This is a genomic window from Streptomyces sp. 4F14, assembly GCF_048159485.1.
In the GTDB taxonomy this organism is placed as follows: domain Bacteria; phylum Actinomycetota; class Actinomycetes; order Streptomycetales; family Streptomycetaceae; genus Streptomyces.
Genome location: NZ_JBLRVY010000037.1, coordinates 1 through 24,485, shown reverse-complemented (window position 1 = coordinate 24,485; position 24,485 = coordinate 1). Strand labels below are relative to the sequence as shown.

General features: G+C 68.3%; 26 protein-coding genes. 22 read left to right on the top strand and 4 right to left on the bottom strand.

All coding sequences use genetic code 11. The annotated features are described in order from the left end of the window. Nucleotides 1-82: 82 nt before the first annotated feature. Nucleotides 83-490: a hypothetical protein gene (locus ACLZOT_RS42795; RefSeq protein WP_416974640.1), complete on the bottom strand. Its 408-nt coding sequence runs from the start codon at nucleotides 488-490 to the stop codon at nucleotides 83-85. Between the two features lie 1,277 nt (nucleotides 491-1,767). Between ACLZOT_RS42795 and ACLZOT_RS42790 the strand changes: the two genes are divergently transcribed. Further along, nucleotides 1,768-2,526 (top strand): hypothetical protein, encoded by a 759-nt coding sequence (locus ACLZOT_RS42790; RefSeq protein ID WP_416974639.1) that lies wholly within the window; start codon nucleotides 1,768-1,770, stop codon nucleotides 2,524-2,526. Nucleotides 2,527-2,574: 48 nt separating this feature from the next. Here ACLZOT_RS42790 and ACLZOT_RS42785 read toward each other — a convergent pair whose 3' ends face one another. Next, the gene (locus ACLZOT_RS42785) at nucleotides 2,575-2,712 is read right to left on the bottom strand and encodes a hypothetical protein (protein ID WP_416974638.1); all 138 of its coding nucleotides are present in this window, start codon (nucleotides 2,710-2,712) and stop codon (nucleotides 2,575-2,577) included. A gap of 724 nt (nucleotides 2,713-3,436) precedes the next feature. Here ACLZOT_RS42785 and ACLZOT_RS42780 point away from each other — a divergent pair. The 6 genes from ACLZOT_RS42780 to ACLZOT_RS42755 all read left to right on the top strand — a co-directional run bounded on the left by ACLZOT_RS42780 (nucleotide 3,437) and on the right by ACLZOT_RS42755 (nucleotide 8,728). Next, nucleotides 3,437-4,381, top strand: coding sequence for a quinone oxidoreductase family protein (locus ACLZOT_RS42780; protein WP_416974637.1), 945 nt, complete (start codon nucleotides 3,437-3,439; stop codon nucleotides 4,379-4,381). Nucleotides 4,382-4,527: 146 nt separating this feature from the next. Next, nucleotides 4,528-5,367, top strand: coding sequence for an IclR family transcriptional regulator (locus tag ACLZOT_RS42775; protein WP_416974636.1), 840 nt, complete (start codon nucleotides 4,528-4,530; stop codon nucleotides 5,365-5,367). Between the two features lie 94 nt (nucleotides 5,368-5,461). Continuing rightward, nucleotides 5,462-5,818: a hypothetical protein gene (locus ACLZOT_RS42770; protein WP_416974635.1), complete on the top strand. Its 357-nt coding sequence runs from the start codon at nucleotides 5,462-5,464 to the stop codon at nucleotides 5,816-5,818. A gap of 20 nt (nucleotides 5,819-5,838) precedes the next feature. Next, the gene (locus ACLZOT_RS42765; RefSeq protein WP_416974634.1) at nucleotides 5,839-6,372 is read left to right on the top strand and encodes a hypothetical protein; all 534 of its coding nucleotides are present in this window, start codon (nucleotides 5,839-5,841) and stop codon (nucleotides 6,370-6,372) included. A gap of 129 nt (nucleotides 6,373-6,501) precedes the next feature. Next, nucleotides 6,502-6,750, top strand: a complete 249-nt coding sequence (locus ACLZOT_RS42760) for a hypothetical protein (protein ID WP_416974633.1) — start codon at nucleotides 6,502-6,504, stop codon at nucleotides 6,748-6,750. Nucleotides 6,751-6,997: 247 nt separating this feature from the next. Continuing rightward, nucleotides 6,998-8,728, top strand: a complete 1,731-nt coding sequence (locus ACLZOT_RS42755) for a hypothetical protein (RefSeq protein ID WP_416974632.1) — start codon at nucleotides 6,998-7,000, stop codon at nucleotides 8,726-8,728. 213 nt (nucleotides 8,729-8,941) lie between these two features. On the opposite strand, the gene ACLZOT_RS42750 is transcribed toward ACLZOT_RS42755, so the two are convergent. Beyond that, nucleotides 8,942-9,220, bottom strand: a complete 279-nt coding sequence (locus ACLZOT_RS42750; RefSeq protein ID WP_416974631.1) for a hypothetical protein — start codon at nucleotides 9,218-9,220, stop codon at nucleotides 8,942-8,944. Between the two features lie 467 nt (nucleotides 9,221-9,687). Between ACLZOT_RS42750 and ACLZOT_RS42745 the strand changes: the two genes are divergently transcribed. The 5 genes from ACLZOT_RS42745 to ACLZOT_RS42725 all read left to right on the top strand — a co-directional run bounded on the left by ACLZOT_RS42745 (nucleotide 9,688) and on the right by ACLZOT_RS42725 (nucleotide 13,570). Further along, complete coding sequence (locus ACLZOT_RS42745; RefSeq protein WP_416974630.1) at nucleotides 9,688-10,029, top strand: hypothetical protein; 342 nt, start codon at nucleotides 9,688-9,690, stop codon at nucleotides 10,027-10,029. 317 nt (nucleotides 10,030-10,346) lie between these two features. Continuing rightward, nucleotides 10,347-10,700, top strand: coding sequence for an SH3 domain-containing protein (locus ACLZOT_RS42740; RefSeq protein WP_416974629.1), 354 nt, complete (start codon nucleotides 10,347-10,349; stop codon nucleotides 10,698-10,700). 604 nt (nucleotides 10,701-11,304) lie between these two features. Continuing rightward, a complete protein-coding gene (locus tag ACLZOT_RS42735) occupies nucleotides 11,305-11,838 on the top strand; it encodes a GNAT family N-acetyltransferase (RefSeq protein WP_416974628.1) in 534 nt (177 codons plus the stop codon). 209 nt (nucleotides 11,839-12,047) lie between these two features. Then, on the top strand, nucleotides 12,048-12,635 hold the full coding sequence (locus ACLZOT_RS42730) for a GNAT family N-acetyltransferase (protein ID WP_416974627.1): 588 nt from the start codon (nucleotides 12,048-12,050) through the stop codon (nucleotides 12,633-12,635). Next, a complete protein-coding gene (locus ACLZOT_RS42725; RefSeq protein ID WP_416974626.1) occupies nucleotides 12,632-13,570 on the top strand; it encodes an alpha/beta fold hydrolase in 939 nt (312 codons plus the stop codon). The genes ACLZOT_RS42730 and ACLZOT_RS42725 overlap by 4 nt, the downstream gene beginning before the upstream one ends. Before the next feature lie 268 nt (nucleotides 13,571-13,838). Here the strand turns inward: ACLZOT_RS42725 and ACLZOT_RS42720 are convergent, their stop codons facing one another. Further along, nucleotides 13,839-14,069 (bottom strand): hypothetical protein, encoded by a 231-nt coding sequence (locus ACLZOT_RS42720; RefSeq protein ID WP_416974625.1) that lies wholly within the window; start codon nucleotides 14,067-14,069, stop codon nucleotides 13,839-13,841. Between the two features lie 232 nt (nucleotides 14,070-14,301). Here ACLZOT_RS42720 and ACLZOT_RS42715 point away from each other — a divergent pair, with 232 nt between their 5' ends. From ACLZOT_RS42715 to ACLZOT_RS42670, 10 genes are all read left to right on the top strand, one after another. Beyond that, nucleotides 14,302-15,486, top strand: coding sequence for a hypothetical protein (locus ACLZOT_RS42715; protein WP_416974624.1), 1,185 nt, complete (start codon nucleotides 14,302-14,304; stop codon nucleotides 15,484-15,486). A 483-nt stretch (nucleotides 15,487-15,969) separates the two neighbouring features. Next, nucleotides 15,970-16,290, top strand: a complete 321-nt coding sequence (locus ACLZOT_RS42710) for a hypothetical protein (protein WP_416974623.1) — start codon at nucleotides 15,970-15,972, stop codon at nucleotides 16,288-16,290. A gap of 527 nt (nucleotides 16,291-16,817) precedes the next feature. Beyond that, the gene (locus ACLZOT_RS42705; protein WP_416974622.1) at nucleotides 16,818-17,411 is read left to right on the top strand and encodes a hypothetical protein; all 594 of its coding nucleotides are present in this window, start codon (nucleotides 16,818-16,820) and stop codon (nucleotides 17,409-17,411) included. A 225-nt stretch (nucleotides 17,412-17,636) separates the two neighbouring features. Further along, nucleotides 17,637-19,040: a hypothetical protein gene (locus ACLZOT_RS42700; RefSeq protein WP_416974621.1), complete on the top strand. Its 1,404-nt coding sequence runs from the start codon at nucleotides 17,637-17,639 to the stop codon at nucleotides 19,038-19,040. A gap of 536 nt (nucleotides 19,041-19,576) precedes the next feature. Further along, nucleotides 19,577-20,416 (top strand): hypothetical protein, encoded by an 840-nt coding sequence (locus tag ACLZOT_RS42695; protein ID WP_416974620.1) that lies wholly within the window; start codon nucleotides 19,577-19,579, stop codon nucleotides 20,414-20,416. Between the two features lie 80 nt (nucleotides 20,417-20,496). Beyond that, on the top strand, nucleotides 20,497-20,838 hold the full coding sequence (locus ACLZOT_RS42690; protein WP_416974619.1) for a hypothetical protein: 342 nt from the start codon (nucleotides 20,497-20,499) through the stop codon (nucleotides 20,836-20,838). A gap of 84 nt (nucleotides 20,839-20,922) precedes the next feature. Continuing rightward, on the top strand, nucleotides 20,923-21,501 hold the full coding sequence (locus tag ACLZOT_RS42685; protein WP_416974618.1) for a DNA cytosine methyltransferase: 579 nt from the start codon (nucleotides 20,923-20,925) through the stop codon (nucleotides 21,499-21,501). A gap of 94 nt (nucleotides 21,502-21,595) precedes the next feature. After that, nucleotides 21,596-22,744 (top strand): ISAs1 family transposase, encoded by a 1,149-nt coding sequence (locus ACLZOT_RS42680; protein WP_416974617.1) that lies wholly within the window; start codon nucleotides 21,596-21,598, stop codon nucleotides 22,742-22,744. Nucleotides 22,745-23,010: 266 nt separating this feature from the next. Further along, nucleotides 23,011-23,694 (top strand): hypothetical protein, encoded by a 684-nt coding sequence (locus tag ACLZOT_RS42675; protein ID WP_416974616.1) that lies wholly within the window; start codon nucleotides 23,011-23,013, stop codon nucleotides 23,692-23,694. Between the two features lie 101 nt (nucleotides 23,695-23,795). Beyond that, complete coding sequence (locus ACLZOT_RS42670) at nucleotides 23,796-24,401, top strand: hypothetical protein (RefSeq protein WP_416974615.1); 606 nt, start codon at nucleotides 23,796-23,798, stop codon at nucleotides 24,399-24,401. Nucleotides 24,402-24,485 lie beyond the last annotated feature (84 nt).

Genomic DNA, 24,485 nt, shown 5'->3' with positions numbered 1-24,485 from the left:
CCTGTTCTCAGGACATCGCGGTAGCGGACCCGGACCGCTGAGCAGGGTCGGCGTGTGGAAGTCCGGGGAAAACCGGGCATGTTCACGGGTGCTGCCGTGTACCCGTGTGTCGGCCCGTACCGGGTGCGGGAGGCTGGGTGGCTGCGGGGTGGAAGGCGGGTTCCCATCCAGGGGTGTTCCGCCACGCGCTGTGCGCCAGGCACCGCAGAGCCCAGCCCATGGCCGCTATCTGCGCGGCGTGCGGGTCCTGTCCGGATGCTCCGGCGCGCTCGCGCGCCTGGTCCCATTCGGTGTAGAGATCGAGCACGCCGGCCGCGAGTTTCTTCTCGGCGAGGCAGCCCGTTGCCTCCACGTCGGCGAGACGCTGGAGGAGGAATCGCGCGAAGCGCGTGTCCCGCTCGCGGGTCTCCTCCTCGTCAAGGAGCCGGAACGCGAGCCCCGCCCTCAGACGGCTGTCGGCCTCCTGCCCCACCGGGTACGACGCCCTCATCACGAGACCCACCGGCAGCCGGCGCTGGAACGATCCGGTTCACCGGACGGGAACCGGACAAGGTTGTACTGCTGGCGCTCGCCCATGGATGCCGTACGCCGGATCGTGTGCAAGGCGGTCCGCCACGGGGCGAGCGAGCGCGCAGGCACCGGCGGCCTGTCGGTGCTCGCACCGTAGTCGGGCAGGGCAGTGGTGGTCTCGCCATCGAGGGACAGCGTCAGGCAGGGCAGTCGTGGGGTTCGGGACGTAGGCAGCATCGTGCCGTGTGCTCCTTAGTTCTCCAGCGGTGCGTAACAGGTCTCCGGACGTCACCGGCCCGGCCGGCGGTCAGCGAGATCATGTGAGTGCACGGGGCAGTCCATGAGCTGTGGCCGGCGCCTCGACGCCCGCGAGAAGAACGCCGAGGCGGGGCATAGGCGAGAAGAGCCACGCCCTGCGGCCGGGGACTCCGCCGTGCGAGCGACTGCGGTGTGCGAGTGAGTCCAGCAGCACGCCGCGAGTGCCGCGGAGAGCCGGGGGTGGAGGGGCGTCACGGCAACCTGCGGTGACGCCCCTCCAGGGAGCCGAGGACCGTACGGGGGGGGGTGGGGTCCTCGGCTGGTCTGCGGACCGGCGACTCGGCACTCCTCAGGATCCGAACGGCACTTTCATGGTCGCCGTACCCGGAGCCCGTGCGTTCCGTCGGCGAGCATGCGGCTGTGTGCTCCTGCCGCTGTCCTGCGGCGCTTCTGGACGGTCAAGGCGGACCCCTCGTCGCTTCTCGGAAGGCATTTCGTGGATGCGGGGCCCAGAGCACGCCGCATCCGCGCATGACGCGCGGAACCTGGGTCCCGCACACTCACATGCTTAAATACTTATGGATAGAAGGAGTCGACCATAACCCTGAGGCAACACCCAGTCGACCCCTTTGTAAATAAATATTTATGATCTTGGTTCCCGCCGCAGCTCCGGGCGGGAACCTCGGCGCCCCCGAAGCCGCGGCCGGCCGCCCCTCAACCCGTCCTGGGGCGGGTCGCCCGCATGATCCCGTATGAGTTAGATTTTCATAAACGCCCGCAGGGAACCCGCCGGAGCGGTCGGCGATTTCCCTGCCAACGAGCGACCCGGAAGGCCGCACGTCCACCTCTGGGCCATGCCTGTTCCCGCGACGGGAGCTGCACGACAGGAGTGCTTGACGCGCACCGCTGGCTTGGTGATATTCACATGCGTGGACAGCCGCGAGGTTCATGCGCCTCCACACGACGACCAGTCCGCACAGGAAGGGGGAGGAGCCGACGATGCCGGAACCCGGCGGCGAGGGCACTCAAGAGCCGCCGCGCACACTCGCAGAGAAACTGACGAGGCTCCGTGAAGCACTAGCACCTGAAGGCGGGAAGCCGCCCTCCTGGGACAAGCTGGCGAAGCGAATCACCGCAGAGACCGGCACCTCGATCACGGGCCAGTACCTCTGGAATCTGGCTGCCGGAAAGGCTGAAGGCAGCCTGAAGTTGCGTCACCTCAAGGCATTCGCCGCGTTCTTCGGCCGGACTATCACCTACTTCGCCGAGGACACCGTGGCGTTCGAGGACGACATCCGGGCACAGACAGCTCTCCTGGAAGAGTTGCGCCGTCTCGGCGTCGATCAGATCCGGCTGCAGAACATGGACCATGACGCGAGTCCCGAGATCGTCACCGACCTCCTCGGGCGGCTGAAGGAAATCGACGTCCTGAGCGACCCCCAGGTCCGCGCCATGGCCATGCAGCTCGCCGACCTGGCGCCCGAACAGCGTGAGGCGTTGGGCAGCGTGGCCGGGGAACCCACACTGCTCAGCACCCTCCCGCGCGCGATCGGTCTCCTTGAGGCCGCCGCCGGGGCCACCGATGAGCAGATCGCCTCGGCAGCCCACGCCCTCACCCAGGCCCTCGACCTCCAAGTCCTCCAGGACGAGGAAGCGGTCGGCATCGCGCGGCAGTGCCGTGACCTGCTTCCGTCCAGCAGACAAGCCGTTCTGTCGATGATCCGGCAGCTCGATCACCTGGAGAAAGGCCAAGTGTGAATGCCGGGCCGCCCCCATGAGGGACCGCCCGGCACCCGGCCGACAGAACTAGGCGGCACCGCCGTCGCGGAACTCGCCCAGCCCGAGCCGCTCCGCAATCAGTTCGCGCGGAAGCAGGGGCATCAGCCGGCATGCCGCATCGAGCGTCAGCTCGTCCGCCGCCTCCGCGGAGGCGGCTTCCGGCATACGGCACCCTCCGCTCCCACCCGGGGAGACGGACTGAAAGAGCACAGTCCCGCCCTCGACCGAGAGCCACACTCCGCCGGGACCATCAGCCTCGCTCGCGTCACCGCGGCGGACCGGACCGCCTCCGCCTTTCCCTTCACGGCGGATTCCGCCCGTTGAGGGCAGATCCCCGTCTTCACGAAATTCCGGGGAATCCACATTCTGCGGATCCTCATCCAGGAATCCGTTCCGTTCCCGCCGGCCCCTGCCCGGCACTATCATCGCTATCGCCCCCACGGTCGGTATTCCACTCTCCGTGCCTCGCGCGACTGCGGCTCGTTCCCCGGTGAGTACACGCGTCTCTTCTCCCTGCCCATGAAGGCGGAACGCCGCGCAACCCGGAGACCCAACTACCGCCCTGGCACACGATTCCAGGGCCGACAGCTTCCAGCCATCCGGCACGCGGCGTCCCGATCCATGCGGTTGATCGCCCTCCCCCGTGCCTTGATTCCTACCCTTGCAAATATGCCCAAGTCAACGAGGAAACACAGAGCGTCGCACACGGCACTGGTTTCTCGCCCAGCGAGAAACCAACCGGGCAGACGCATTGTTTTCCTCAGGGAAACGCTTTCATTTCTCACTGGGTGAGAAGCGGAAGTTTTCGCAATTGCTCCACGCGAGCGTCACCTTTGTGCAATAGCCTGACGGCACGACACGCCTGATAACCACCTACCCAAGGAGACGTGTGCGCGCCATCAGGATGGAACGGTTCGGCGGCCCGGAGGTACTGGAACTGGCAGAGGTCCCCGACCTTGAGCCACTGCGCGGGCATCATCTCCTGCGTGTGAGCCGTGCCGGGGTCAACTACGCGGACGTGCATGTGCGCGGCGACAGCTACCTCGCCCCGGTAACACTCCCCTACACCCCGGGCAACGAGGTCGTCGGCCGCACTGCGGACGGCAAGCGGTTCGTCGGGCTGACCCAGGGCGGCGGATACGCCGAGCAGGCCCTTGTCCACCGCCTCACCTCCTGGGAGGTACCCGAGGAAGTGAGCGACGAACAAGCCCTGGCCCTGTGCCTCCAGGGCAATTCGGCCTACCACCTGCTCCACACCGTCGTCGGCCTCCGGGCGGGCGAGAAGGTGGTAATCCCGGCCGCTGCGGGCGGCCTGGGCTCCATAGCCGTCCAACTGGCCAAGGAACTCGGCGCGACGGTCATCGCGCTGGCGAGCACCGAGGACAAGCGCCGGCTCGCGGAGAAACTCGGCGCGGACATCGTCGTCGACTCCACCAGCGACAACCTCACCGAGGACATCACGAAGGCAGCGGGGGGCCAGGTCCAGGCCGCTCTGGAGATGACCGGAGGAGCGACCTTCCACTCCGTCCTCGACGCCGTCGCCAACCGCGGACGCCTCGCGGTGTACGGATACGCGTCCGGCGAGACCGCCGAGGTGCCGACGAAGGTACTGATGGAACGGTCGATCACCGTGGCCGGCTTCTGGCTGCCCTCGCTCTTCAGCGACCGGCAAGCCCTGCGCACCAGCATGAACGCCCTGTTCGGCGCCGTACATGAGGGATCACTGCACCCCGTCCTCGGGCAGGTCTATCCGCTGAACGAGGCATCGGCGGCACACGCCAACCTGGCCGCCCGGACCCACACAGGCAAGCTCAGCCTGGACACCGCCGGCTAGCCAGAGCTCAAGAATCCTTCAAGTTTCCTCCTTCCCGGAACAAGACCACGACGCGCATTGTCGTTCAACTAGTCATCCATGCGCAGGATTTGGCGGGCCGCACCCCGGGCGGGACCACGGCCCGCCCGACGGGAGGTAGCGACTGCATGACTGGCAACGAGAACCCGAACGCTTCAGGGACTAGTCCACGATTGTTCGACCGATTCATCCGCATTCAGGATGCCTTCAGTGAGCTCAGGGGCGAAGTCCACGGAACCGGCGAGATAGCCCAGGCTGCCGGACTGGATGACTCGACCACCTCCCGGATCCTGCAAGCCGGCGCGGAAACCGGCTTCTTCGACCGCGTCGGCCGCGGCAGATACCGCCTCGGTGTCGGCGCCGTGAACCTCGGCATGCAGGCACTCGCCCACACACGCGCAAAGGACGACGAAACACACTCTGCCCTGGAAGAACTCCGCGAAGCCACCGACGGAGGGCTCGTCTTCGAGTACTTACTGGCCCCGTTCGGTGGCGCCCAGCGCCAGTGCATCGACATGGCCGTCGGCGACTCGGACCTCGTCGAACTCGGCATGACCGCCCTCGACATCTTGTCCGTCACCCGGTCCCTGCGCACTGGCGCAAGCGGACGCACCATCCTTGCCCACCTCCCCCGAGCACTCCAGGAACCCGTCCTGGCCGAGCCCGTACCGGCCGAAGCCGGCCCAGGCGTCTACCGTGACGACAAGGAACTGCTCGCCTCGCTGGAAGAGATCCGCGACCGCGGCTACGCCCTCGGCTTCGAAGAGTGCATGCCCTACTGGAACTCGTGCGCGGCTCCCATCCTCTGGGACAACTCGATCATGGGAGCCGTCCTCCTGCTCAAACCCGCCACCGTCATGCCGAAGGCGCCGGAGTCGGTCATCGAAGCCACCAAAGCAGCCGCGTCCAGGATCAGCGCCAGGCTGAACCACCTGTCGGAATCCGCAGCCGTGACACTCAGTCCGTAACCGGGAACTCCCAGAGCCCGGAAGCCGCCCGCACCCGGCAGGCCAGGACGAAAGCCCAGCGCCTGCCACGGGCCCCGGGACTAGAGTGAGACGCATGAGCGACCATCAGGCGGTTCACTCCGCCGCCCGAGTTGCCGCCACTCTGCGAACGGTCCTGGCCGGATTCCGCAAGGGAGGGGAACGGGCCCTCCCCCTCCTGCTCGCCGAGCAGGAGGGGGGCGACCCCGAAGCCGTCCTCCTCCCCTACGACCTGTTCACCGCTCTCGTCCAGGCCCTGGACAGCGCCGACGACGCCGCAGCCCGCGATCTCACCGCCCGCCGCCTGGCCAGCGCTCCCCTTCCCGGGCAAGGGCTGGACAACGCGGCCCTGGCCCGCCTCATCGCCCGAGAAGACCCCGACCACGCCGACGAGATCCTCCAGGCCGGCGGAGCACCAGCAGACCAGAACTGACCGCGGCAGACGGAGAACTCGTGGCGGCATCCCACCCGTTCCGCGGAGACCATCTCCTGGAAGTCGCCGACGACATCCTCAAACTCAGCCCGCAACTGCGGAGGCTGGCCGTCATCCGCATCGCGCAACTGACCAGCGGCGAGGCCACCGGCATCCGGCTCGAACGGATGCCGGACTCCTGGCCGGCGGAGCTGCGGAACTGCTGGAAGCTGTACTTCGACGAGCAGGAGTACGACGTGGGACGACGGCTCAACCGCCAAGCCCCGCGCTACCGCATCGTCTACCGGTTCCTCGATCCCGTGCCCGATCCCGCCGACCGCGACCGGCGGCCCCGCCTCCAGGTCCTCGCGGTCGGTCCGCGCTACCAGTCGGAAGCCTACGAACGAGCCGTTTCCCGGCTCGCCCGACCGGAGATCGCCAACGAGCCCACCGTCCAGCCGACACCGCGTCCCAACGCGCAGGGCCGCAGACAGCGCGCCGACGAGCGGGCCAGGCGCAATCGGACAGAACCGCAATCCCGCCAGCGTCCTCACCGACCCCAGCACCCCGGATAACGTATACGCAGTGGCACGTCGACATGCCGCGCGCGAGCCGAACGGACCGCGATCACTCAGAGACCCCGCCCCGAGGCATTCCCGTGACCTACGGCACCTTGGTCCTCGGGACGCAGCAAGAGGAGACACATGGGAGACGAGTTCCGCCTGGTAGGTGAGAGCGAAGGTGTACTCGATTCCTTCGACACCTACAACGCCGCCTTTGATGCCATGAAAGGCGTCATCGCCGAGGACGTGACGTCACACGGGAAGCAGGAGGCCCGGGACTCCGGAGTGTCCAGCCCCTACGGCTACTCCATCGAGGTGTGGGAAGACGGCGAGAACATCACCCAGACGTGGCAGAACAACCGCCCGCACCAGCCCCTCAGCCTGAGCTGAGCCGGAGGGCCTGCGACGCACAGACTGAGCAGCCACCGCATCGGTTCACTCGCCGGTGCGGGTTGGTTTCCGCGGCGCGCGGCTGTCTCAGATCCACGCCGCTGCCGGTGTTGTGCCGCATACAGGTCCGCGGGCGCACCGATCTGCGCCACCATTGCGGTCATCACGTTCATCTGCGCCGTCCTAGCATCCGAGGAGTCCGTCTGGGCGGCGCCCTGGGGACAAGGGTGAGGAAAGCAGGAGCACCATGACGGACGTGCACGCCTCCGTGCTCGCGGCACTGGACGCCGCGTCGTCGGTACCCGGCCCGTCGCACTCGATCGTCGCCGGGGAACTGGCGGCTGCGGCCGACCGGCAGACCTGGACCGGGGAGGAGACCCGGCATCTGGAAGCGCTGCGTGCCGCGCTGAACTTCTTCGGCCCGTCCGACGGCACGTTCCGCGGTGAGTACCAGGGACCGGAGGAAGTCCCGTGGCCGCGCGAACTGCGCGAGGTCCCGCAGGAGGCGCGTGAGACGTGGGCGGCGTACGCGCAGGCCGCCCGTCACCCTGTCGTTCGCGCACGGCTGCACCACCTCCTGTGGGCTGCACACCACGGCACGCCCCCGATCGGCCACCTGCGCGCGGCGGTCGACGCGTACCGCCAGGCCGTCCCCCTCCTCATCGGCGGAACGGGGATCTTCGCCTCGTTCGGCCGGATGCAGGCCGCTGACTCGCTCTCCGCCGCGTACGGGCTCGCCGTCTCGACCCGCCAGCCGGTCCTGGTGGACGTCGTCGCTGAGATGCTCGACCTCGCCGGCACCGCACTGGGCTGGGACGATCCGGCTCCGGGCGTCGTCGCGGCGCTCACCGGGCCGCTCCTCGGGCACGAGGATTACCACGGCAGGCTGCGCCCGCTCCTGGAACTCGCCGTCGATGCGTACAGCGCTGATCCTCCCATGCAGGTGGAGTTCCTGGCCGGCCTGCGGCAGACAGCGGCCGACGACGCCGAACGCGGCGCGATCGACCAGCGCGTCGTCGACTCCTTCCTCCGCCGCGCCGAACGGGGCGACGGAGTCACGCAGTTGATAGGACTTGAGGAAGCTGCTGCGTACGCTCAAAGGATGGGCCTCCCCCAGGCCCTGGAGGAAATCCGCCTCCGGCAGCAGCGCCTCACCCTCGACGACCTCGGCCTGACCCGGATCGGCATCCCTGTCCAGGTCCCCGCCGACTTCTTCACCCCGGCCGTCATGCTCGTGGACGCTGCCCGCGACCTCGGCGAAGCATTGCGGGAACTCGCCACAGCCACACCCTCGTTGCCTGAAGCCGCAGCCGTTCCCGAGGACACGATCCAAGGTCTGCTGCGCCTCCCGACAGCAAGAATCAACACGAACGGCCCCGTCATCACCACGCCCCCCTCCGACGTCCGCCCGCGGCCCGTCGGCACCGACACGCGCATCCTCGTACTGGATCTGCACGGCCTTCTCCTGGAGGCCCGGCTCGAACGTATCCGGGAGCGGTTCATCCCTTCCCTCGACGACCTCCTCACCGTCCTCGTCCGTTCCCCGGCCGCTCCTCCCGACCGGATGCGCGGCCTCGCCCGCGCCTTCCTCGCGTACTTCGACCACGACGACGACGTCGCCCTCGAACTCGCCCTCGTCCGCGTCGAGGGCCTCCTGCGCCGTCACCTCAAAGCCGCGGGCATCCCCGTCATCCAGCACGCCCAAGGGGACCGCCCTGGGCAGGTCAGCCAACTCGGCGGTCTCATCGCGCACATGGAGCCAGCCGGCTTCCCGCCTCCGTGGCCGACCGTCTTCCGCCTCCTGCTCGCCGACCCGAACGAGGGCATGAACCTACGCAACGAGGTCCTCCACGACCTGACGACACGTCCTGTCCCCCGCCACCGCACCGCCCTCGTCCTCCAGGCCGCCCTCGTCGTACTCCAGCAGATCACCACCCACCAGCACACCGGACCCGGGACAGACCGCCCATCGGCATAAGCGCCTCCCTCCCCACCCCCACCGCCACACCCGTCGGCAAGGACGCCCAGAACGCGGAGCGGAACCGATAATCCGACAGCGGCAAGGTTTCCCAGCCTGAACCGCGCGCCCTCAGCGAAGACGTCCTGGTCGCCCCGCCGCCCCCAGAGCGCGGCGGGCTCCGGAGCCGCTCAGGCCCTGTTCGCCAGCATCAGACCTGGCGTATTCCGCAGGTCAACTCTGTTGGGCCAGGTAGTCGGACAGGATGCTTTCGGTCTCCGAGGAGAGCTTGACGGTCATGCTCAGGTCACCGTCGCGATAGGTGAGGCTCCCCGGCTCGCCGCCGGAGGCCGGACGGTAATCGGCAGCGGTGACCTGAGGCAGAGCGTTACGACGGACGCCTTCGCGGAGCATCAGTGACATCGTGAGGGTGGCGTAAATGCCGTGAACACGGGCCGCATTGACGAGTCCGAGGACGTCCTGCTTGGTGAGCAAACTGCGTTGTCCGGTCATCGACCCAGTATTGAGCCTTCACCCTCACGGCGCCATCGTCTTCGACCGGTCCCGACACCGCCTGCACCGGCCGTCGGCCCGCCAGAAGTGGCTACGACGGTGTTCAGAAACGGCGTCAGAGCCAGCCAGAGGCGGCCGTCGTACGCCGAACTTCCGCGTTGGCGGACCTTTACCGCGGCTCCGAGGCATCCGTCGTGTCTTCCTCAAGCGGACCCGTTGGACCGAGCTTGACCGCGCCGGCGTCTCCCCGTAATCCGCCAGGCCGCTCCGGCTGACCGTACTGCCTACGCCCAGCCCCCTTCTCTGCTCCCCTTCATGACACCCCCCAACAACCATAAACATGCATTGATAGACCGGACCTCGGCCACCCCTCCCCCAGGCATGGATCAGCCCCTAGTATCAATATTTATTGACGATGGTGCTTCGTAGCGCCGTCGATCGCATGCCACAGGACGGAGTCCAGGTTCATGACCTTGTACACCCGAACCGTAGCCTTGGCCGTGTCCGCCGTCCTCCTCGCCGGAGGCGCGATGGCCCTGGCTCCGGCCGCATCCGCAGTCGCCTCGTCCTCGTGCTCCTACCGGACCGGTTTCACCGGCACCGTGGACGGCAACGGCGTCAACTACCGGACGGGTCCCAGCACCGGTTTCGTGTCCAAGGGGCTGCTCTACGACGGCGACCAGGTGCGTATCTCCTGCGGGAAGGGCGCATGGTTCTACGGCTCGTTGGCCAAACGCTCAAAGGGGGGCCCGGCCAAGGGAGCCACGGGCTGGATCCGCAGCGACATGCTGTACCAGCTCGCCGGCTGAACTGCGGGAACCATCCGCGCCGCAGTGCCAGGGCCATGCCGGACACGACGGCGGCACCGGAACCCGCCCCTCGCAGGTGCACCGCCCGCTTCCGTGTCCGGCCCTGGTCCTGGTCCTGGTCTGAGGAAAACGGCGCGGGGGCGGGACGAGAACCGAACGACACGGCACGTGACGCGTCCGAGAACCACTCGTCAAAGTGACGGCCGCCCGCCCCGCCCCGGAGCCGGGTTTCGGAAACGCGGGCCGACCTCTGCCGTGGCGCCGCAACCACCAAGCGCGTGCGCCGGACCTCATAACACGAAAGTGGGGCAATTCATATGAAACTCATTCTGCGCAGAACAGCAGCCGCTGCGGCTGTGGGCACGCTGATGTTTGGTGGGGCCATCGTCACCGCCACCAGTGCGTCCGCCGTCGGCTCATCGAAGTGCAACATCGACGACGCCCGGCCCGGAAGTGTGTGGGAGACCAGCGCGAGCAACGTGAACCTCCGGAGCGGTCCGGGAACGAACTACAGCTCCAAGGGCCAGCTCAAGAAGGGCACGGATTTCACCTACCACTGCACCTACCAGACCAGTGACCGCAGGGGCCTCTGGTACTACGGCACCGTTCGGCAGGGCTACCACAAGGGCGTCAAGGGCTGGGTCTTCTGGCAGTACGCACACGTGGCGTAGAGATCGCGCCCGTCCCCAGGCTTGCTGATGGCCGCTGCAAAGGCGCTCCACAGCATCTTTGCGGTGAGCAGCGCCGTCCAAGGGCCGCTGCTCACCGCGGAGAGTTCGGCAGTCGGGTGCGGAACCTACAGCTGCCGAGGAGTCCCGAGTCCCTTGCCGCGATCCGCACCGTGCCCGCAGCGCCGGGGACGCGGCTGCCCGAAGCCGACGGGCACAAGCCCCGCGCATCGGAACGTCACCACATCGAACGGAGAGGGATGCGCATGCGAACGGGCATCGTGTCACTGGCAGTCACATCCGCCCTTCTCTCGGGAGGAGCGGTTGCCGCGGCTCCGGCCGCATCAGCCGTCGGAGGCAACGCCAAATACTCGGGTGACGCCACCTACCTGTGGTTCTACGTCAAGGTCAAGTCCGGTGCGCACACAGGTCAGCGCGGCTGGGTCCGTGACGACCTCCTCGTCTGGCCGGTGGGGCCAGCTGGTGACCGCGAGTGCTGAACCGGGAAACCGCCGGCCCAGGCGGACCGGAAGGTGAACAGGACCGCCCGAGGGCCGGGTCGCGGCTGCCGTCATCGTCACTGTTGCTCCCGCCTCAGCCACGGCTCATGACCACGCGTACGCGGCAGACCGTACTGACCCGCACGGCGGTTCCCGACGACCTCGACGCGGCGAACCTCATGCACCTGAGGTCCTCCGCGCAGTCGCGGTTCGCCCGCTACCACAGCGCCCGGCAGACCGTGGCACCCCGCGAATGGGCACATCTCTGTGACCCCTCCCAGGGGACGACGATGATCACCGTTCCGCAAGACGAACCGGCTCGTGTCATCGCGGTCACTCATCTGATGCGAACACCGGTCCCGCACATTCGCGAACTCGGCATCCTCGTCGAGGACTCCTGGCAGCAGCAGGGACTGGGTACCGTCCTCGTCCAGTACACGGTGGACCTGGCACGCACCCATACCCTCGACTGCCGGGGAATCACCGCCATGACCGGAAGCGGCAACCGTCCGGTGCTGGCCATCCTTCGGAGGCTCAACGCCCGGGTGACAGGCAGGGACGGAGCCACCCTTGACGTCATGATCCCGGTGGAGGCACAGCGCCACCTGCCGCTGCCTCCGCCCGGCTCCGCTGCGCAGTGACGAAAGAGCCACGGGGCCGCCCCCAGGGAGGGTGCGGCCCCCGTGCCCGCCGCACCCTCCCGCGCCCTGCGGAAACGGCCTGAGGTTCATGTACTGGCCAGCGGGCAGTACACCGCCCCCCAACCCGGCCTGGCGCCAGCGCCTTCAGTACCGCGACACGTCCGACCACCCGAATCAGCCAATCCGACTTCGCATGGGAGATCTCCCTCGTGCCCTCGCTCCTCACCGACACCCGCCGCGCGATGCTCCTCACTCTCGACGACGGAACCATCGCCCACGCCCGTCCTGCGGCCGTAAAGGATCTTCCTCTCATCGACGACCTGCACAGCCGGTGCAGCACGGGCAGCCTCACCGCCTGCTACGGAGGCCATCTTCCCGGCTTCACCTCTATGGAATGGCGACGCCGGGCAGACAGCCCGCGCCATTGCGTGCTTCTGGTCACCCCGGCCGGATCCGATGGTGTCGTGGCGATGGCGTCGATGACCGAATCCCCAGACGCCCCCGACACGTGCGAGATGAAGCTGCTGGTCGCTGACCGCTCCGAAGCCTCTTTCCAGTCCCGCGGGCTCGGCACCGCGCTCGCCGGCCTCGTCGCCGACCTCGCCCGCGATACAGGCTTCGCCTCCCTCGCCGTCTCCCTGTCGTGGGCGAACTGGCGGATGCTGCTCATCGTCGAGCACCTCGGCGGCCCGGTCCTGCCGCAGACCTCGTACGTACGCAACATGGCGATGCTCGGTCTTGTGCCGAACCGTGGCCTGGACGTGGCCGACGCGATCGACTTGCGGATCGTCCTGTGACGGCAGATGCGACGCCGGGCACGACACGTTCATCTCTTGTCACCGACGACGGCGCCCGGCTGGCGGTGTACACCGACGGTCCGCCGGACGCGGGCGTGACGGTGGTCCTCAGCCACGGTTTCCTGATGACCGCGGACGTATGGCGCCTCCAGGTGCGCGAACTGTCCGCCCGCAGGGTACGGGTCGTCCGCTATGACCAGAGAGCCCACGGCAACTCCGCCCCGGGGAGCGCCGCCACGACCGTCGGGCGGCTCGGAGCCGATCTCGCCCACGTCATCGACGTGACAGCGCCGCGGGGACCGGTCGTCCTCGCCGGGCACAGCCTGGGCGGCATGGCAGCCCTCACCGTCGCCGCCCGCGACCCCGACCTCATTCTGCGCCGCAGCCCCCGCGTGGCCCTGATCTCTACGGCATGCAGCTCCGCCCGCCTCGCGCCGGGCAACCGGCCGCTCGACTGGCTCAAGGCGGCAGCCCGCGCCGGGTACTCGTATCCCCTCTGCTGGCTGCCGGCCGCAGCCGACGCCGCACGGTGCCAACTGCCGAACCGCCACCCGTGGGCCCTCCGTCCCGAGACCCAGGAACAGGGTGCCGTCCCGCCGCCGAGCCGCCAGGCCATCCACCGCACCACCACACGGCACATCGCCCACCTGTGGAGATCCATGCGCGCCTACACCACGGAGAACGGTCTGCACGCCCTCGGCAGTCTCGCCGACCAGGTCGAGATCGTCACCGGTGAGCTGGACGACTGGATCCCCCTGCCCCAAACCCGTGAACTGGCTCGGCAGTTGCCCCACGCGCGCCTGCACGAGCCCGTCATCGGTGCAGGGCATCGACTGCCCGCAGACAAAGCCGGCCACCCCGCCGTCACCAAGATCCTGATCCGGATGACCGAGTCAGCTCTCCGGGACTCCGCCTCCACGGTGTCCGCGAGATGAAGCGCATGGCCCGAACCCCTCGACAGCCGCCGCCTTGTCGACCGTCCGGTACCGTCCTCGCACGGCGACGGCGCTGCGGTCGATCACCATGCCGGACCGACCCTCCGATGCCCCTCTTCCTCGGAAGGCCCGCCTCCCGGCCCGCAGCGCTCCCTCCGGTGTTCGTCCGGCCCCGGCTGTCCCAGCTCCGGACGGCTCGCCGCGCTCCACGGTGATGTCTACGACACCCCCGGCGCGGAGACGCTCCCTGGACGACAGGGCCGACACGTCAGCGCCGCGCAACACGCATCACCGCGCCGGCCACCCCGGCGAGCGCGCTCATGACGCTTGCCCCCACTCCCAGCGGCTGCGCGAGCACCGGGTGCTCGCAGGCGACATAGACGGCCGCCCCGGTGACCAGCAGCCCTACCACGAGGGCAAGGAGCAGGACCGCCAGGTACAGCCCCCCGCCCTCATCGCCAGCGTCCTGCCGGCGAAACTCGTCCCTGTCCATGGTCATGAGCGGTGCTCCCTTTACCCCTCGGGCGTCTGCGGCGCCGCCCTCAAACGGGCGGCTCCGCAGACGCGGATGACGAACAGCGCGCAGGACGACTGCCACGCAACAACAGTGATCAGCCGGACCTGCCCGGTTCCCCGGCCACTGTGCAGGGCAGCCACCCAGGAGACCGGACGAAGATGGGGGGTCTCCAAAAACCGTCCGCATGCGCGACGCGTTCCGGTAATGTCCCGCCGTGGGTTCCAGCAAGCCGCCCAGTGCCGCAGACCAGCGCCTCATCGACCACGCGGCACGTCACGGCGTCACCGTCACCGTCAAGCAGTTCACCCGCTGGCGGCAAAACGGGCTTCTCCCGGGGAACATCCCCGGCGGCGGTCTGGGCCGGGGACGGGGCAGCACGTCCTCACCGCCACCCCAGAGTTTCGACCTCGTCCTCGCGCTGGGCCGCCTCGCGGGGCGCGGCAAACGGCCCACGGACCTGGCGCTCCTCATGTTCGCCGAGGGTCTCCCCGTGCCCGAGGAGACGGTCCGGGCCGCTTTCCGGGCCTCCGTGGACACCGACGTCCTTCCCGGCGGAGACGACGCAGACGGCTCTGATCCGGACGCGCGGCTTGACCAGGCCGCTCAGCACCTCGCGGACCGCGGCCTGGTCCTCACCCTCGTCCCGGCCCGTGTCCGCCGTATCGACGAGCGCATCGCGCGCGTCCTCGGCCGGCTCCCGCCCGAGATCCTGGAGCTCGACCAGAACAGCGAGCCGCAGCCGCTGACTCCTCAGGACGCCACGCTGACCGCCGTGACGGCGGCCGTGGGCGGGTCCGTCCCCCTCCAGGACATCGGTGCCCTGCTGCGCGCCCTGAATCCCGCCACGACAGCCAATCCGATCGCCTCGCTCGTCGAGACCACGCAGGCCGACGCTCCGGGGGCCGCAGCCAGCATTCTCGCGACGGACGGTTCCCTGGCCTTCGTCCCCGACTCTCCCTCCCCCACCCTTCTGCGGGAACTCGCGGAGACGGCTCCACTGAGCGACCTCGCCGCCGGATGGGACACCGCGGTACGGGTTCGGCAGTGGGCACTGGACCTGTGCCGACGCGTCGAGGAAGAACTCGAAGCCGGGCAGATCGGCACGGCCGTCGAGGAGTGGGTGCAGGGCAGGCAGTTGCTGTCCGGGCTGTCCGTCGTCACAGCACTGCGCGAGGCCAACGGGACACCGTCAAGAAGCGCGTCCTCAGCCCTGGTCTGGCTGTTCCAGTGCCAGATGTTCGTACAGCTCGACAGACTGCTCCCCGGCTGTCAGTGGCACATCCTCCAGACCCCGTTCGTCGCACCCCCACCCGTCCGGGACCTGATCCTCACCAAGGTCACCGGCTCCGGCACAGCCTCACCGCCAGAGCCGCCAAGCCGTCCGAACCCCGAGCCGTAGCAGCAGCTCCGACACCCCTGACGACATCGAACGGCAGCCGGGCGGCGCAGGATCCCGTCCCGCCGAGCCCCACCACGGCCACCGTTCATCATGCACCGGGCAGCCGCTCGCGGACGTCGCCGCAGGCCGCGCGAACCCGGCCGGCCACCACGTCCGGCGCCCGCCCGGGCGAGTCCGGATGGGGTCCCGCCCGGCGATCGAGTCCAGCAGGCCCCGGCCAATTCCGCGCAAGGTCGATGGTGGCCCACTTCACCGGCAAGGCCAGGGGCCGACATCCACGGCAGTGCTATTCCTGGGCCGAGCCCGTCACCCAACCGCACAAAACACGCGAACCCCGCCCGTGAATCCCGGAAAGAATTATCCATCTCCCCGTCGTTAAGCACTTTCCAGCATTGACCAGAACACCGCATTTCATTAGATTTACCCATGTCGAAACGGGGTGTCGAATTTCCCCAGCCAACCCTCACGCGGAAATGAGGCTTCATGGATGACGAATTGTCCCTCAAGCTGGATGAGAAGACGCATATCAGGCCAGTCTTCGACCCAGTTCTCCGATCCTTCACGGTGCAGCTCTGGACGGACGGAGAACCGGCCGGAACGCTAGGGGCGGACAGCATCTTCCTTCACCCCGATGACATTCTCGACGAGATCGATGGTTTCCTCGAAACGCATGGACGTTCGCCTCTGACCGAGAATCAGGGGGCAGAGTTCTGCGGGATGCTGATCATGGCGAAGGGTGGCCCGGACGCCATGCTTCTCCAGATGGTCCGCAAGAACCCCGAGGGCTTCTTGTTCCTCGAATAGACCTCTCTTTCCGGGGCGGGAAGAGCCGCCTCTACCACCCCGGAAAGCCCGCCTCTCGCCGACCCGTCAGCTCTCCGGCCGGAAACCGTCGTACCGGCAGAGAGCCACGCGTTCCAGAATTCCCGCACGAACCGAAAGGACAACAAGCCTTGCGCACTCTCTCAGACATCACGCTACGCGTTGCCGAGATACTCGGAGACGACTGGACCTCCGAAGTCGGCCAGTGGGGTGTCCACAGCAACTTTTCGAGCCTCACCGAGTCCGAGGAAACCTATACCCTCCACGTCGAGGACAATGTGCATCTGGTCCTGGAATCGGTATTCTGGCATTCCGGTGAAATAGCCCGGTTCGCACCCGGCCCCGCGGGAAGCGCGGATTCCGTCGCACAGGACATCGCCGATGCCATACGCGAACACGAAGGCCGGAACGCCGAAGAGGGTTCACAGGAGCCCACGGTTCTTCCCGGTGCGAGTGATCTCGCCGCTGCCCGCCCGACCAACGCCCGGCCGGGCAGTCGGCTCACCTCCATGCTCGTGGGACGGGCGGGCCAGCCGAGGGTGGAGCCTGCCCGGGAAGGAACCGCACGTCCCGGGCACGGGCAGCTCCGGTTCGGGCCCTACGAGCACGACAGCAACGGGACCGAGGACGAGAAGGCCGCGCTGTACCGGGAGCTGAATCGGGACGCCCACTTCTCCGTCGCCGACTACAGCGACCCGGAATCGCCGTGCCTTCCGTCCCTCACCATTGCAGGTGCCTACGCCTACTTCTACATCGACGACGACGGCACCCTTCAGGTCTCCGTCCACCTGGACAGCATCACCGCGGTCGGTACCCACATCTGGGGCGAGACGTCCGTCCCCCTCCGCATCACGTGCGAGGACACCGTCCTGTTCTCGTCCACCGGCACATGGGTGATCCAGTTCCAGCACCCCGACGACGGCGGGAACGACGGAGTCTGGGAGTGCTCCGTCCCCGCACAGGAGGCCCCGACCGAGGCCGAAGCTCGCGCCGTCGCCACGCAACGGTTCCTCACGGAGATCAGTGCTCACGCCAACGCCGACGCGTGGGACGGCATCACTATCCGCAGCGTGAGGCTCACCGACCACCCCCCGACGTCCTGACGCTCCCGCATCGCCGCCGCCCGCGCCGACCGCAAAGGCCCGCGCGGGCGGCACCGCCCGGAGGATTCCCCCGTTCCCTCCCGCCTTTCGGGCAGCCTCCGCCGGGCCCGGCCGCCGCCCGTACAGCAGGCCCTCCCCGACGAGGGGGATCCCGGCCGCACCGACGCCCCCACGGATTCACCGACACAACTCACCGCAGGCCGGGCCTGCCACAGGAGGTCACGCATGAGCATCCACGATCCTCAGCTGCAACTCGGCCTGTGGGACGATCCGCCTCTCCCCACGGCCGACACCAAACCGACGACCGTGCTTTCCTACGGATTGGGAGCGGATTCGACACTCGTCCTGATCGACATGCTCCGCGATCCGGCCGGCTACGGCCTGGAGCCGGATCTCTCGGACCTGATCGTAGTCACAGCGACGGTCGGGTCGGAATGGCAGGACACCGTCCGGCTCGTCGAGAACCATGTCTTCCCTCTCCTGCGGCGCCACCAAGTCAGGTATATCCAGGTCGCACGCTGCGGCCCGTTTGAGGCGGACGGATGGGAAGTTCTAGCCGACTCACGCGCACCGCAGCACTTCGTCCCGCGCGGGCACTGGACACTCATGGACGAACTGTCCCTCAACGGCACGGTCGTCCAGGCTGCGGGCGGTAACACATGCTCCCTGAAATACAAAGGCTGGCCCCTGGACCAGTGGGCGAAAAAAGAATTTCCCCGCACCACCTTCAGGAAGCTCATCGGCTACCATGCCGGAGAACGCAAACGCGCGACGAAGTATGACGCCTGCCAGCAGCAGGACAACGCCAAAGCCAGACGGACCGTCTGCACGGTAACGTATCCGCTGATCGAAAGGAACTGGGGGCGCACCGTGGTGGAATCGCGCCTCTTCACCGAATTCGGTTTCGTGTGGCCGAAATCCCATTGCACTTTTTGCGTCTATTCAGGAGCCTGCTCGTCCCGCCCGGCCCACATGGCACGCATGCGCGACCACCTTCCCCAGGCCGTCGAGGTACTGGCCCTGGAGTACACGTCGATGGCACTGAACGAGGCCGGCTCGTTCTACCCGGGCGAGACGCTGTACAAGCGCGTCGACGAGGACGGCAACACCGAGGCCCTGCGGGCACTGGAGGAGCATCTGGCCCGCACAGAGTGGGCCCTGTACCGGGTGCGCCGCGTGTTCCCGGCGGCCCGCAGCGCCGACTGCAAAGCCCTGCACGGCAGTTCCTGCCGGACACCGTGGCCCGGCTGCATCGACCCCGAAACCGGCGGGCGGACGCCACCGTGCCGGCAGTGGCACGGCCCCTCCTGCCGAACACCGCAGCCGGCCTGCCGCAACGCTGCCCGCAAGGGCCGGGCGAGCAGGTCCGTCGAGATCGTGATCACCGGATCGCGCACGCAGGTGACGCGCCTCGTCCGCCGTCGCGCCGCAGCCAATGGCGAACGGGTCGAGGCGAGCACTCTCCACCCGCTCGGGCATCTCCGCAGCTGGACCCTCTCGCGTGCCGCCACCTATCCCTGCGCCGAGGAGTTCCACGCCATTGCACCGAGCGGTGTGATCGCGAAGCAGAGGGACGGTTTCGAGGAGCTGTGGCGCGCGACCTGCCGCAGGCTCCTCATACCTGCCTGATCCGTGAACGACGCCTTACCTGGATCCGGCGCCCCCCGGTTCTGCGACACTCTCGGGGCATCCGCTTTCCCGGCATCCGAGTGTGAGGCCCGAGCGGGAGGGGTGCAAGAACAGACTCCGCCGCGTTCTTGCACCCCTCCCGCTCGGGCCTCTTTTTCTTCTCACCGGGAAAGGGCGGGGGACACTCACCGGCATCACACCGGGATCGGTGCCGCGCCGCCGCCGTGTGCACGCCACCCCGCCCGGGAGCGGTGCAGCTCTTCGGATGCAGAGAACATTCTGGATTCCCGCCCCTGGCCGACCTTTAAAGATTGACCCCCCACCCCATAAAGATTAGATTTACCTATGTCGAAACGGGGCGAGAATCAGGCGAAACGAGAGCCCTGAAAAGACGGAACGACCAGAAACACTGCTCTTTGAAAACTCCACAGCGGATTTTGCGAGAACCGTAGAACATTGACGTTTTCCATGAATCAGAAATGCGACGGGGCAGGGCAAAGCCCCGCGCGATCCACACCGCAGAATGGAGTCACGTCGTGACAGAGAACGAGATTCCGATCACCATGGTCGCCCTCGCCGCCGCCATCCGGGACGGCGCTCAGGTCGACTCCGACCACCACTACGGCAAATCCGTCACGTTCACCCTCCCCGGCTCCGGGGACCGAGTGACGGTGTGGCCCGAAGGGCCCCGGCCTTCCTCGCCGTTCGTCCTTCTCTGGCGGCGTGAGTCTCCGGAGGGCATGACCGTCGACGGCGGCAAACTGCCCTGGAGCGTCGACCCGGAGCCGCTCGTGAGCTGGGCGATCACCATGGCCTACCCGGCCGACGAGTTCGCGACGCAGTACGCACCCGCCCTCGTCTCCCTGCGCGAGCACGGCATGACCGCCGACATCGCTCCCGCCGAAGGAGGAGTCGGCTACGTCATCCGCATCCCGCTCCCCGACTCCACCTGCCTGACCATCGGGGGCGAAAGGAACTTGCCCAGCCGCGCCGAACTGATCGAGAACTGGCACGTGCAGCACCAGGGCATCGACCGGCACATCGGTGTCGTCCATCACGGTTCCGACTTCCCCCGGATGGTCGCCGCGACCATGCGTTACCTCCAGGCGACGGCCGCGCGCTACGGCGGCCATCACCCGCTCGGCGCCCCCGTGGAAGGGGAACGCCACGACGGCCCGGACAAGCTCTACGGCCTTCTCGCCGACCTGTCCGAACTGCGCCGCACCGTCCACGTCGCACCGGGAGGAGCACGGGTGGTCGTCTTCGACGCCGACGGCTACAGCGGCGCGACCGTCGACGTCCCCGCCGAGGTCGTGGCCCGGATCTGCCGCCTGCTGACCGTCGAGAAGCGGGTTGTGGAGACCTACGGGGGCTGACGGCCGCCACCCCGCCTCTACCTGGTGCCGGGCCCGCAACTCCGGGCCCGGCACCACGAGCCGAACACCCGGAGGAATCCATGAGTAACCGCATTCCCCTGGCTCACAACCACTGGCCCCTGGCCCTCGGCAACGAAGCGGAACGCCCGGTGCCCGGCTGGTTCGACGAGCTCTTCGGGGACGCGTCCCCGTTCCTGGCCTTCCCGCAGCTCCCGCCGCACTGGAGCCCGGCAGGACCGCGCCGTTCCCCGCAGGCCGAGAACTCCCGCTGCCGCATCGCCCGCGTCCTGGAAGTCCACCTCAGCACGGGGCCCGCCTGGGACCTGATCCGCAGCGCGCAGGCCTGCACCTTCCAGGTGACCACGGTCGCGGACGTCATCGAGACCGCGACCTGGATCACCCTCCGCTCCCGCAGGGCGTAGCCGTATTCCACCTTCTCCGCCGCGCCGGGCACAGGGGGCAGAGTTCGTCCGGCGCGGCCAGACCCCGCATGCGTAGGAACACATTTGAGTCTCACTTTCACCGACATGTACGCGGGTGCGGGCGGCTCCAGTACGGGCCTGGTCCACGCAGGACTCAGGCTCGTACTCGCCGCCAACCACTGGCAGATCGCCGTGGACACCCACACCGCCAACCATCCCGACGCCGAACACCTGTGCGCCGAGATGGAGTACTACGACATGAGGCGCCTACCGAGGACCGACATCCTCTGGGCCAGCCCCATCTGTACGGAGATAAGTCCCGCCGGGGGCCGACCCCGGACCAGCGGACAACTCGACGACGAGGAGTGGAAAGCCCTCCCCGACAAGGCGTTCGCGCGGACCAGGGCCACCGCGTACGAGGTCATCCGCGCCGTACAACTCCACCGCTACAAGGCAATTTTGGTCGAGAATGTCATTGAATTCGCGACCGACTGGGAGCTGTTCGACTGGTGGCTGGCCGGAATGGCCCAGCTCGGCTACAACTACCAGATCGTGTGCGTCTCGTCGGCGCACATCGGGGACGCGTCCAACATCCCCGCCCCCCAGTGGCGCGACAGGGCTGATTCAAAGTCCTGGGGGTCATGGAAACGTGCAGGTCGCTGAGGTGTGACGATCCAGTGGAAGTCCGTCACGGACACAACGAAGCTCCGGTTGACGGGGTGACCTTCCCAAGTCGCCCTGCCCGTCCGGAGCTTCGATGTGTCGCCAGTCTGCCACTGTCTGCCTGACCAAGTCGCCCACCGCCGCCCAGCGCGGCGTGAACGGTGTCGCCGAACGGCTGGCCGTTCTTCGCGATCCACGAGATCGACGGGGACGGCGCCATTCGCTGGTATCGGTCCTGCTCACCGCCTGCTGCGCGGTGCTGGCCGGGGCTCGCTCCTATCTGGCCGTGGGCCAGTGGGCCCGCCACGCGCCCCTGGATGCGCTCGCCCGCCTCGGCGTGCGCGCCGCCGGTCCGCTGGGCGTGCGCCGTGCACCGTCCAGCTCAACCATCCGCCGCCTCCTGACCCTGGTATGTCCCGGCGGGCTTGCCGACCTGCTCGGATGCGCCCCGACGGGCAGCCGGCACCTGGCCGTGGACGGTAAGACCGCCCGCGGCTCGCGCACGGACACCGCCCCGGCCGCCCACCTGCTCTCCGCCGTCCTGGAAGGCGGACGCACCGTCAGCCAGCTGCGGGTACCGGACAAGACCACCGAGGTCACCGGCTTCACAAAGCTGCTGTCCCCGTTCGACCTGGCCGGGGTCGTGGTGACCGCCGACGCCCTGCACACCCACCGTGACCACGCCAGATGGCTGGTCGAGGCGAAAAGGGCGCACTACCTGCTCGTGGTCAAGCGGAACCAGCCGACGCTGCACGACACGTTGCGCTCGCTGCCATGGAAGGAGGTGACCGCCCGCCGCTACGACCGCGACGCGGGACACGGGCGGCGCGAGACCCGCTCGGTACGTACGCTCACCGTCACCGGTCTCGGACTGGACTTCCCGTACCTGGCGCAGGCCGTGAAGGTTCACCGGCACCGCACCGACGTCAAGACCGGCAAGATCACCCGTGAGACCGTCTACGCCATCACCGACCTGACGGCACGGGCAGCGTCTCCCCAGGCCATCGGCCAACTCGCCCGAGCGCAATGGGGCATCGAGGCCGTGCACCACGTCAGAGACACCACGTTCGGCGAGGACGCCTCGAAGATCCGCACCGGACACGGACCGGAGAACATGGCCACACTGCGCAGCTTCGCGATCAGCACCCTGCGCACCGCCGGGCACCGCAGCATCGCCGCCGGCCTGCGCGAGATCTCCTACACACCTTTCACCCGACCGCTGGACATGATCGGACTGCCCTGACCAGCAACGCCACTTGATCACCAGGACTTTGAATCAGCCCTGAGTGGCGCGACCGGCTGTACATCGTCTTCACCAAGGCCGGAATCCGCCTCCCGGACGTCAGGCCGACGCCGCTGGCTTTCTGCACCGTCTGCGACGAGGACGTCCACGCGGTACAGACGTGGCGCAAGCTCCGCCCGCCCCGCAAGGGGCAGCGGCCCCGGAGAAAGGGGGTCGGCAAATACGGGGTGCAGTACGACTACACATGCCCCGGCGGGCACGGGGTCGTGGAACCGTACGTCCAGCCCGCGTCCTCCATCATCGACTGGAACGACGAAGGCATCCGCATCGCCGACCGCCACGAACACGGTCTCGATCCGCTCGCGGACAACACCATGGCGCGGATCCGGGCAGGGCTGGAGATGTTCCCCGCCCACCCTTCCATGGTGACCCTGAACCACAGCGGACACGACGGCAGAGCGTTCCGTCCGGACCTGGCCCCGCTGCCGGTCCGGGCCGCGAAGATCGGCGAAGGGCTGCTCATCCCGCCGCCGGGGTCCTTCCCGTACGCCACCGCGTCACCGGATCTGGCGGCGCCCCCGTTCATAGTCGAGTTGCGCAACCACGGCAAGGCACGCCGGATCGAAGAGCCGCTGGCCGTGGTCACGGCGAGCGGGAACCATCACGGGCTGGTCATCCCTTACCGCAAGGGCGCCGGGGCCAAGCCGACCTCCGAGCCGCTGCACACCCTCTCCACTCATGACTCCGCCGGTCTTCTGCGGCAGGCCCCGCGGATCGAGGACTGCCGGTTCCGGATGTTGGCATGGCGCGAGCAGATGAGCGCCCAGCGGTTCCCGCCGGACTACATCGTCACCGGCCCCAGCAACGCCGCCAAGACGGTCCAGGCCGGAAACGCCGTGAGCTGCAACGTCGCGCAATGGCTCGGTGAACGCGTGGCCGCCGTCCTGTAACTCCCCGGGGCCGCCGCACGGCGGCCCCGGCCCTTCCCCTCGCCTCCCGCCGGGTCCGCAGGACAAACCGGGCCCGGCACCCCCACTCTCAGGAGCATTCTTTGGCCTTCCCCGACCCACGGCACACCGCACGCCAGCAGGTCGCCCGCACCGTCCAGCACGGCCGCATCTCACGGGCCGCGATCCGGCTCCTGCTCACCCGGGGCATCCGGCCCCAGGTAACCCGTTCCCGCCCCCGCGAGGAACCCTGGGCCGAAGTCAAGTTCGGTCACGGCACAACGTCCGGGCGATGGTTCAACACCTACGCGCGCAACGGACACGGGCACAGCCTCCGCTTCGCCCTGCTCCCCCTCAGCCTGGTGCCTCCCCTCCTCGCCGCCGTCGGCGACACCCCCGACCCCGCTGAGGCCGACCTCCACGACCCGGCCGACTTCCAGGGCGACGCCGCCCAGTGGCTGGACGAACAGACCGCAGGGCTCCTCGGCGTGGGCGACAGCCGCCCGCTGCCCGGCCACGACGAGGACGCGTCCGACACCCCCCGCTACTCCTCTCAGCTCTCCGGGCGCTGGCAGGTGGAGGGAATCGCCCACCTGGAAGTGTCCGGACCCGACATGACCGCCGTGTGCAACCTGGAGATTCTCGGTCTCAGCGAGGCTGCGGTCCACGCGGTCATCAGCGTGTACGCGGACCTCGTCCCGCCCCGATGACCCGGTCGTGGGGGGGGGGGGGGGGGGGGGGGGGGGGGGGGGGGGGGGGGGGGGGGGGGGGGGGGGGGGGGGGGGGGGGGGGGG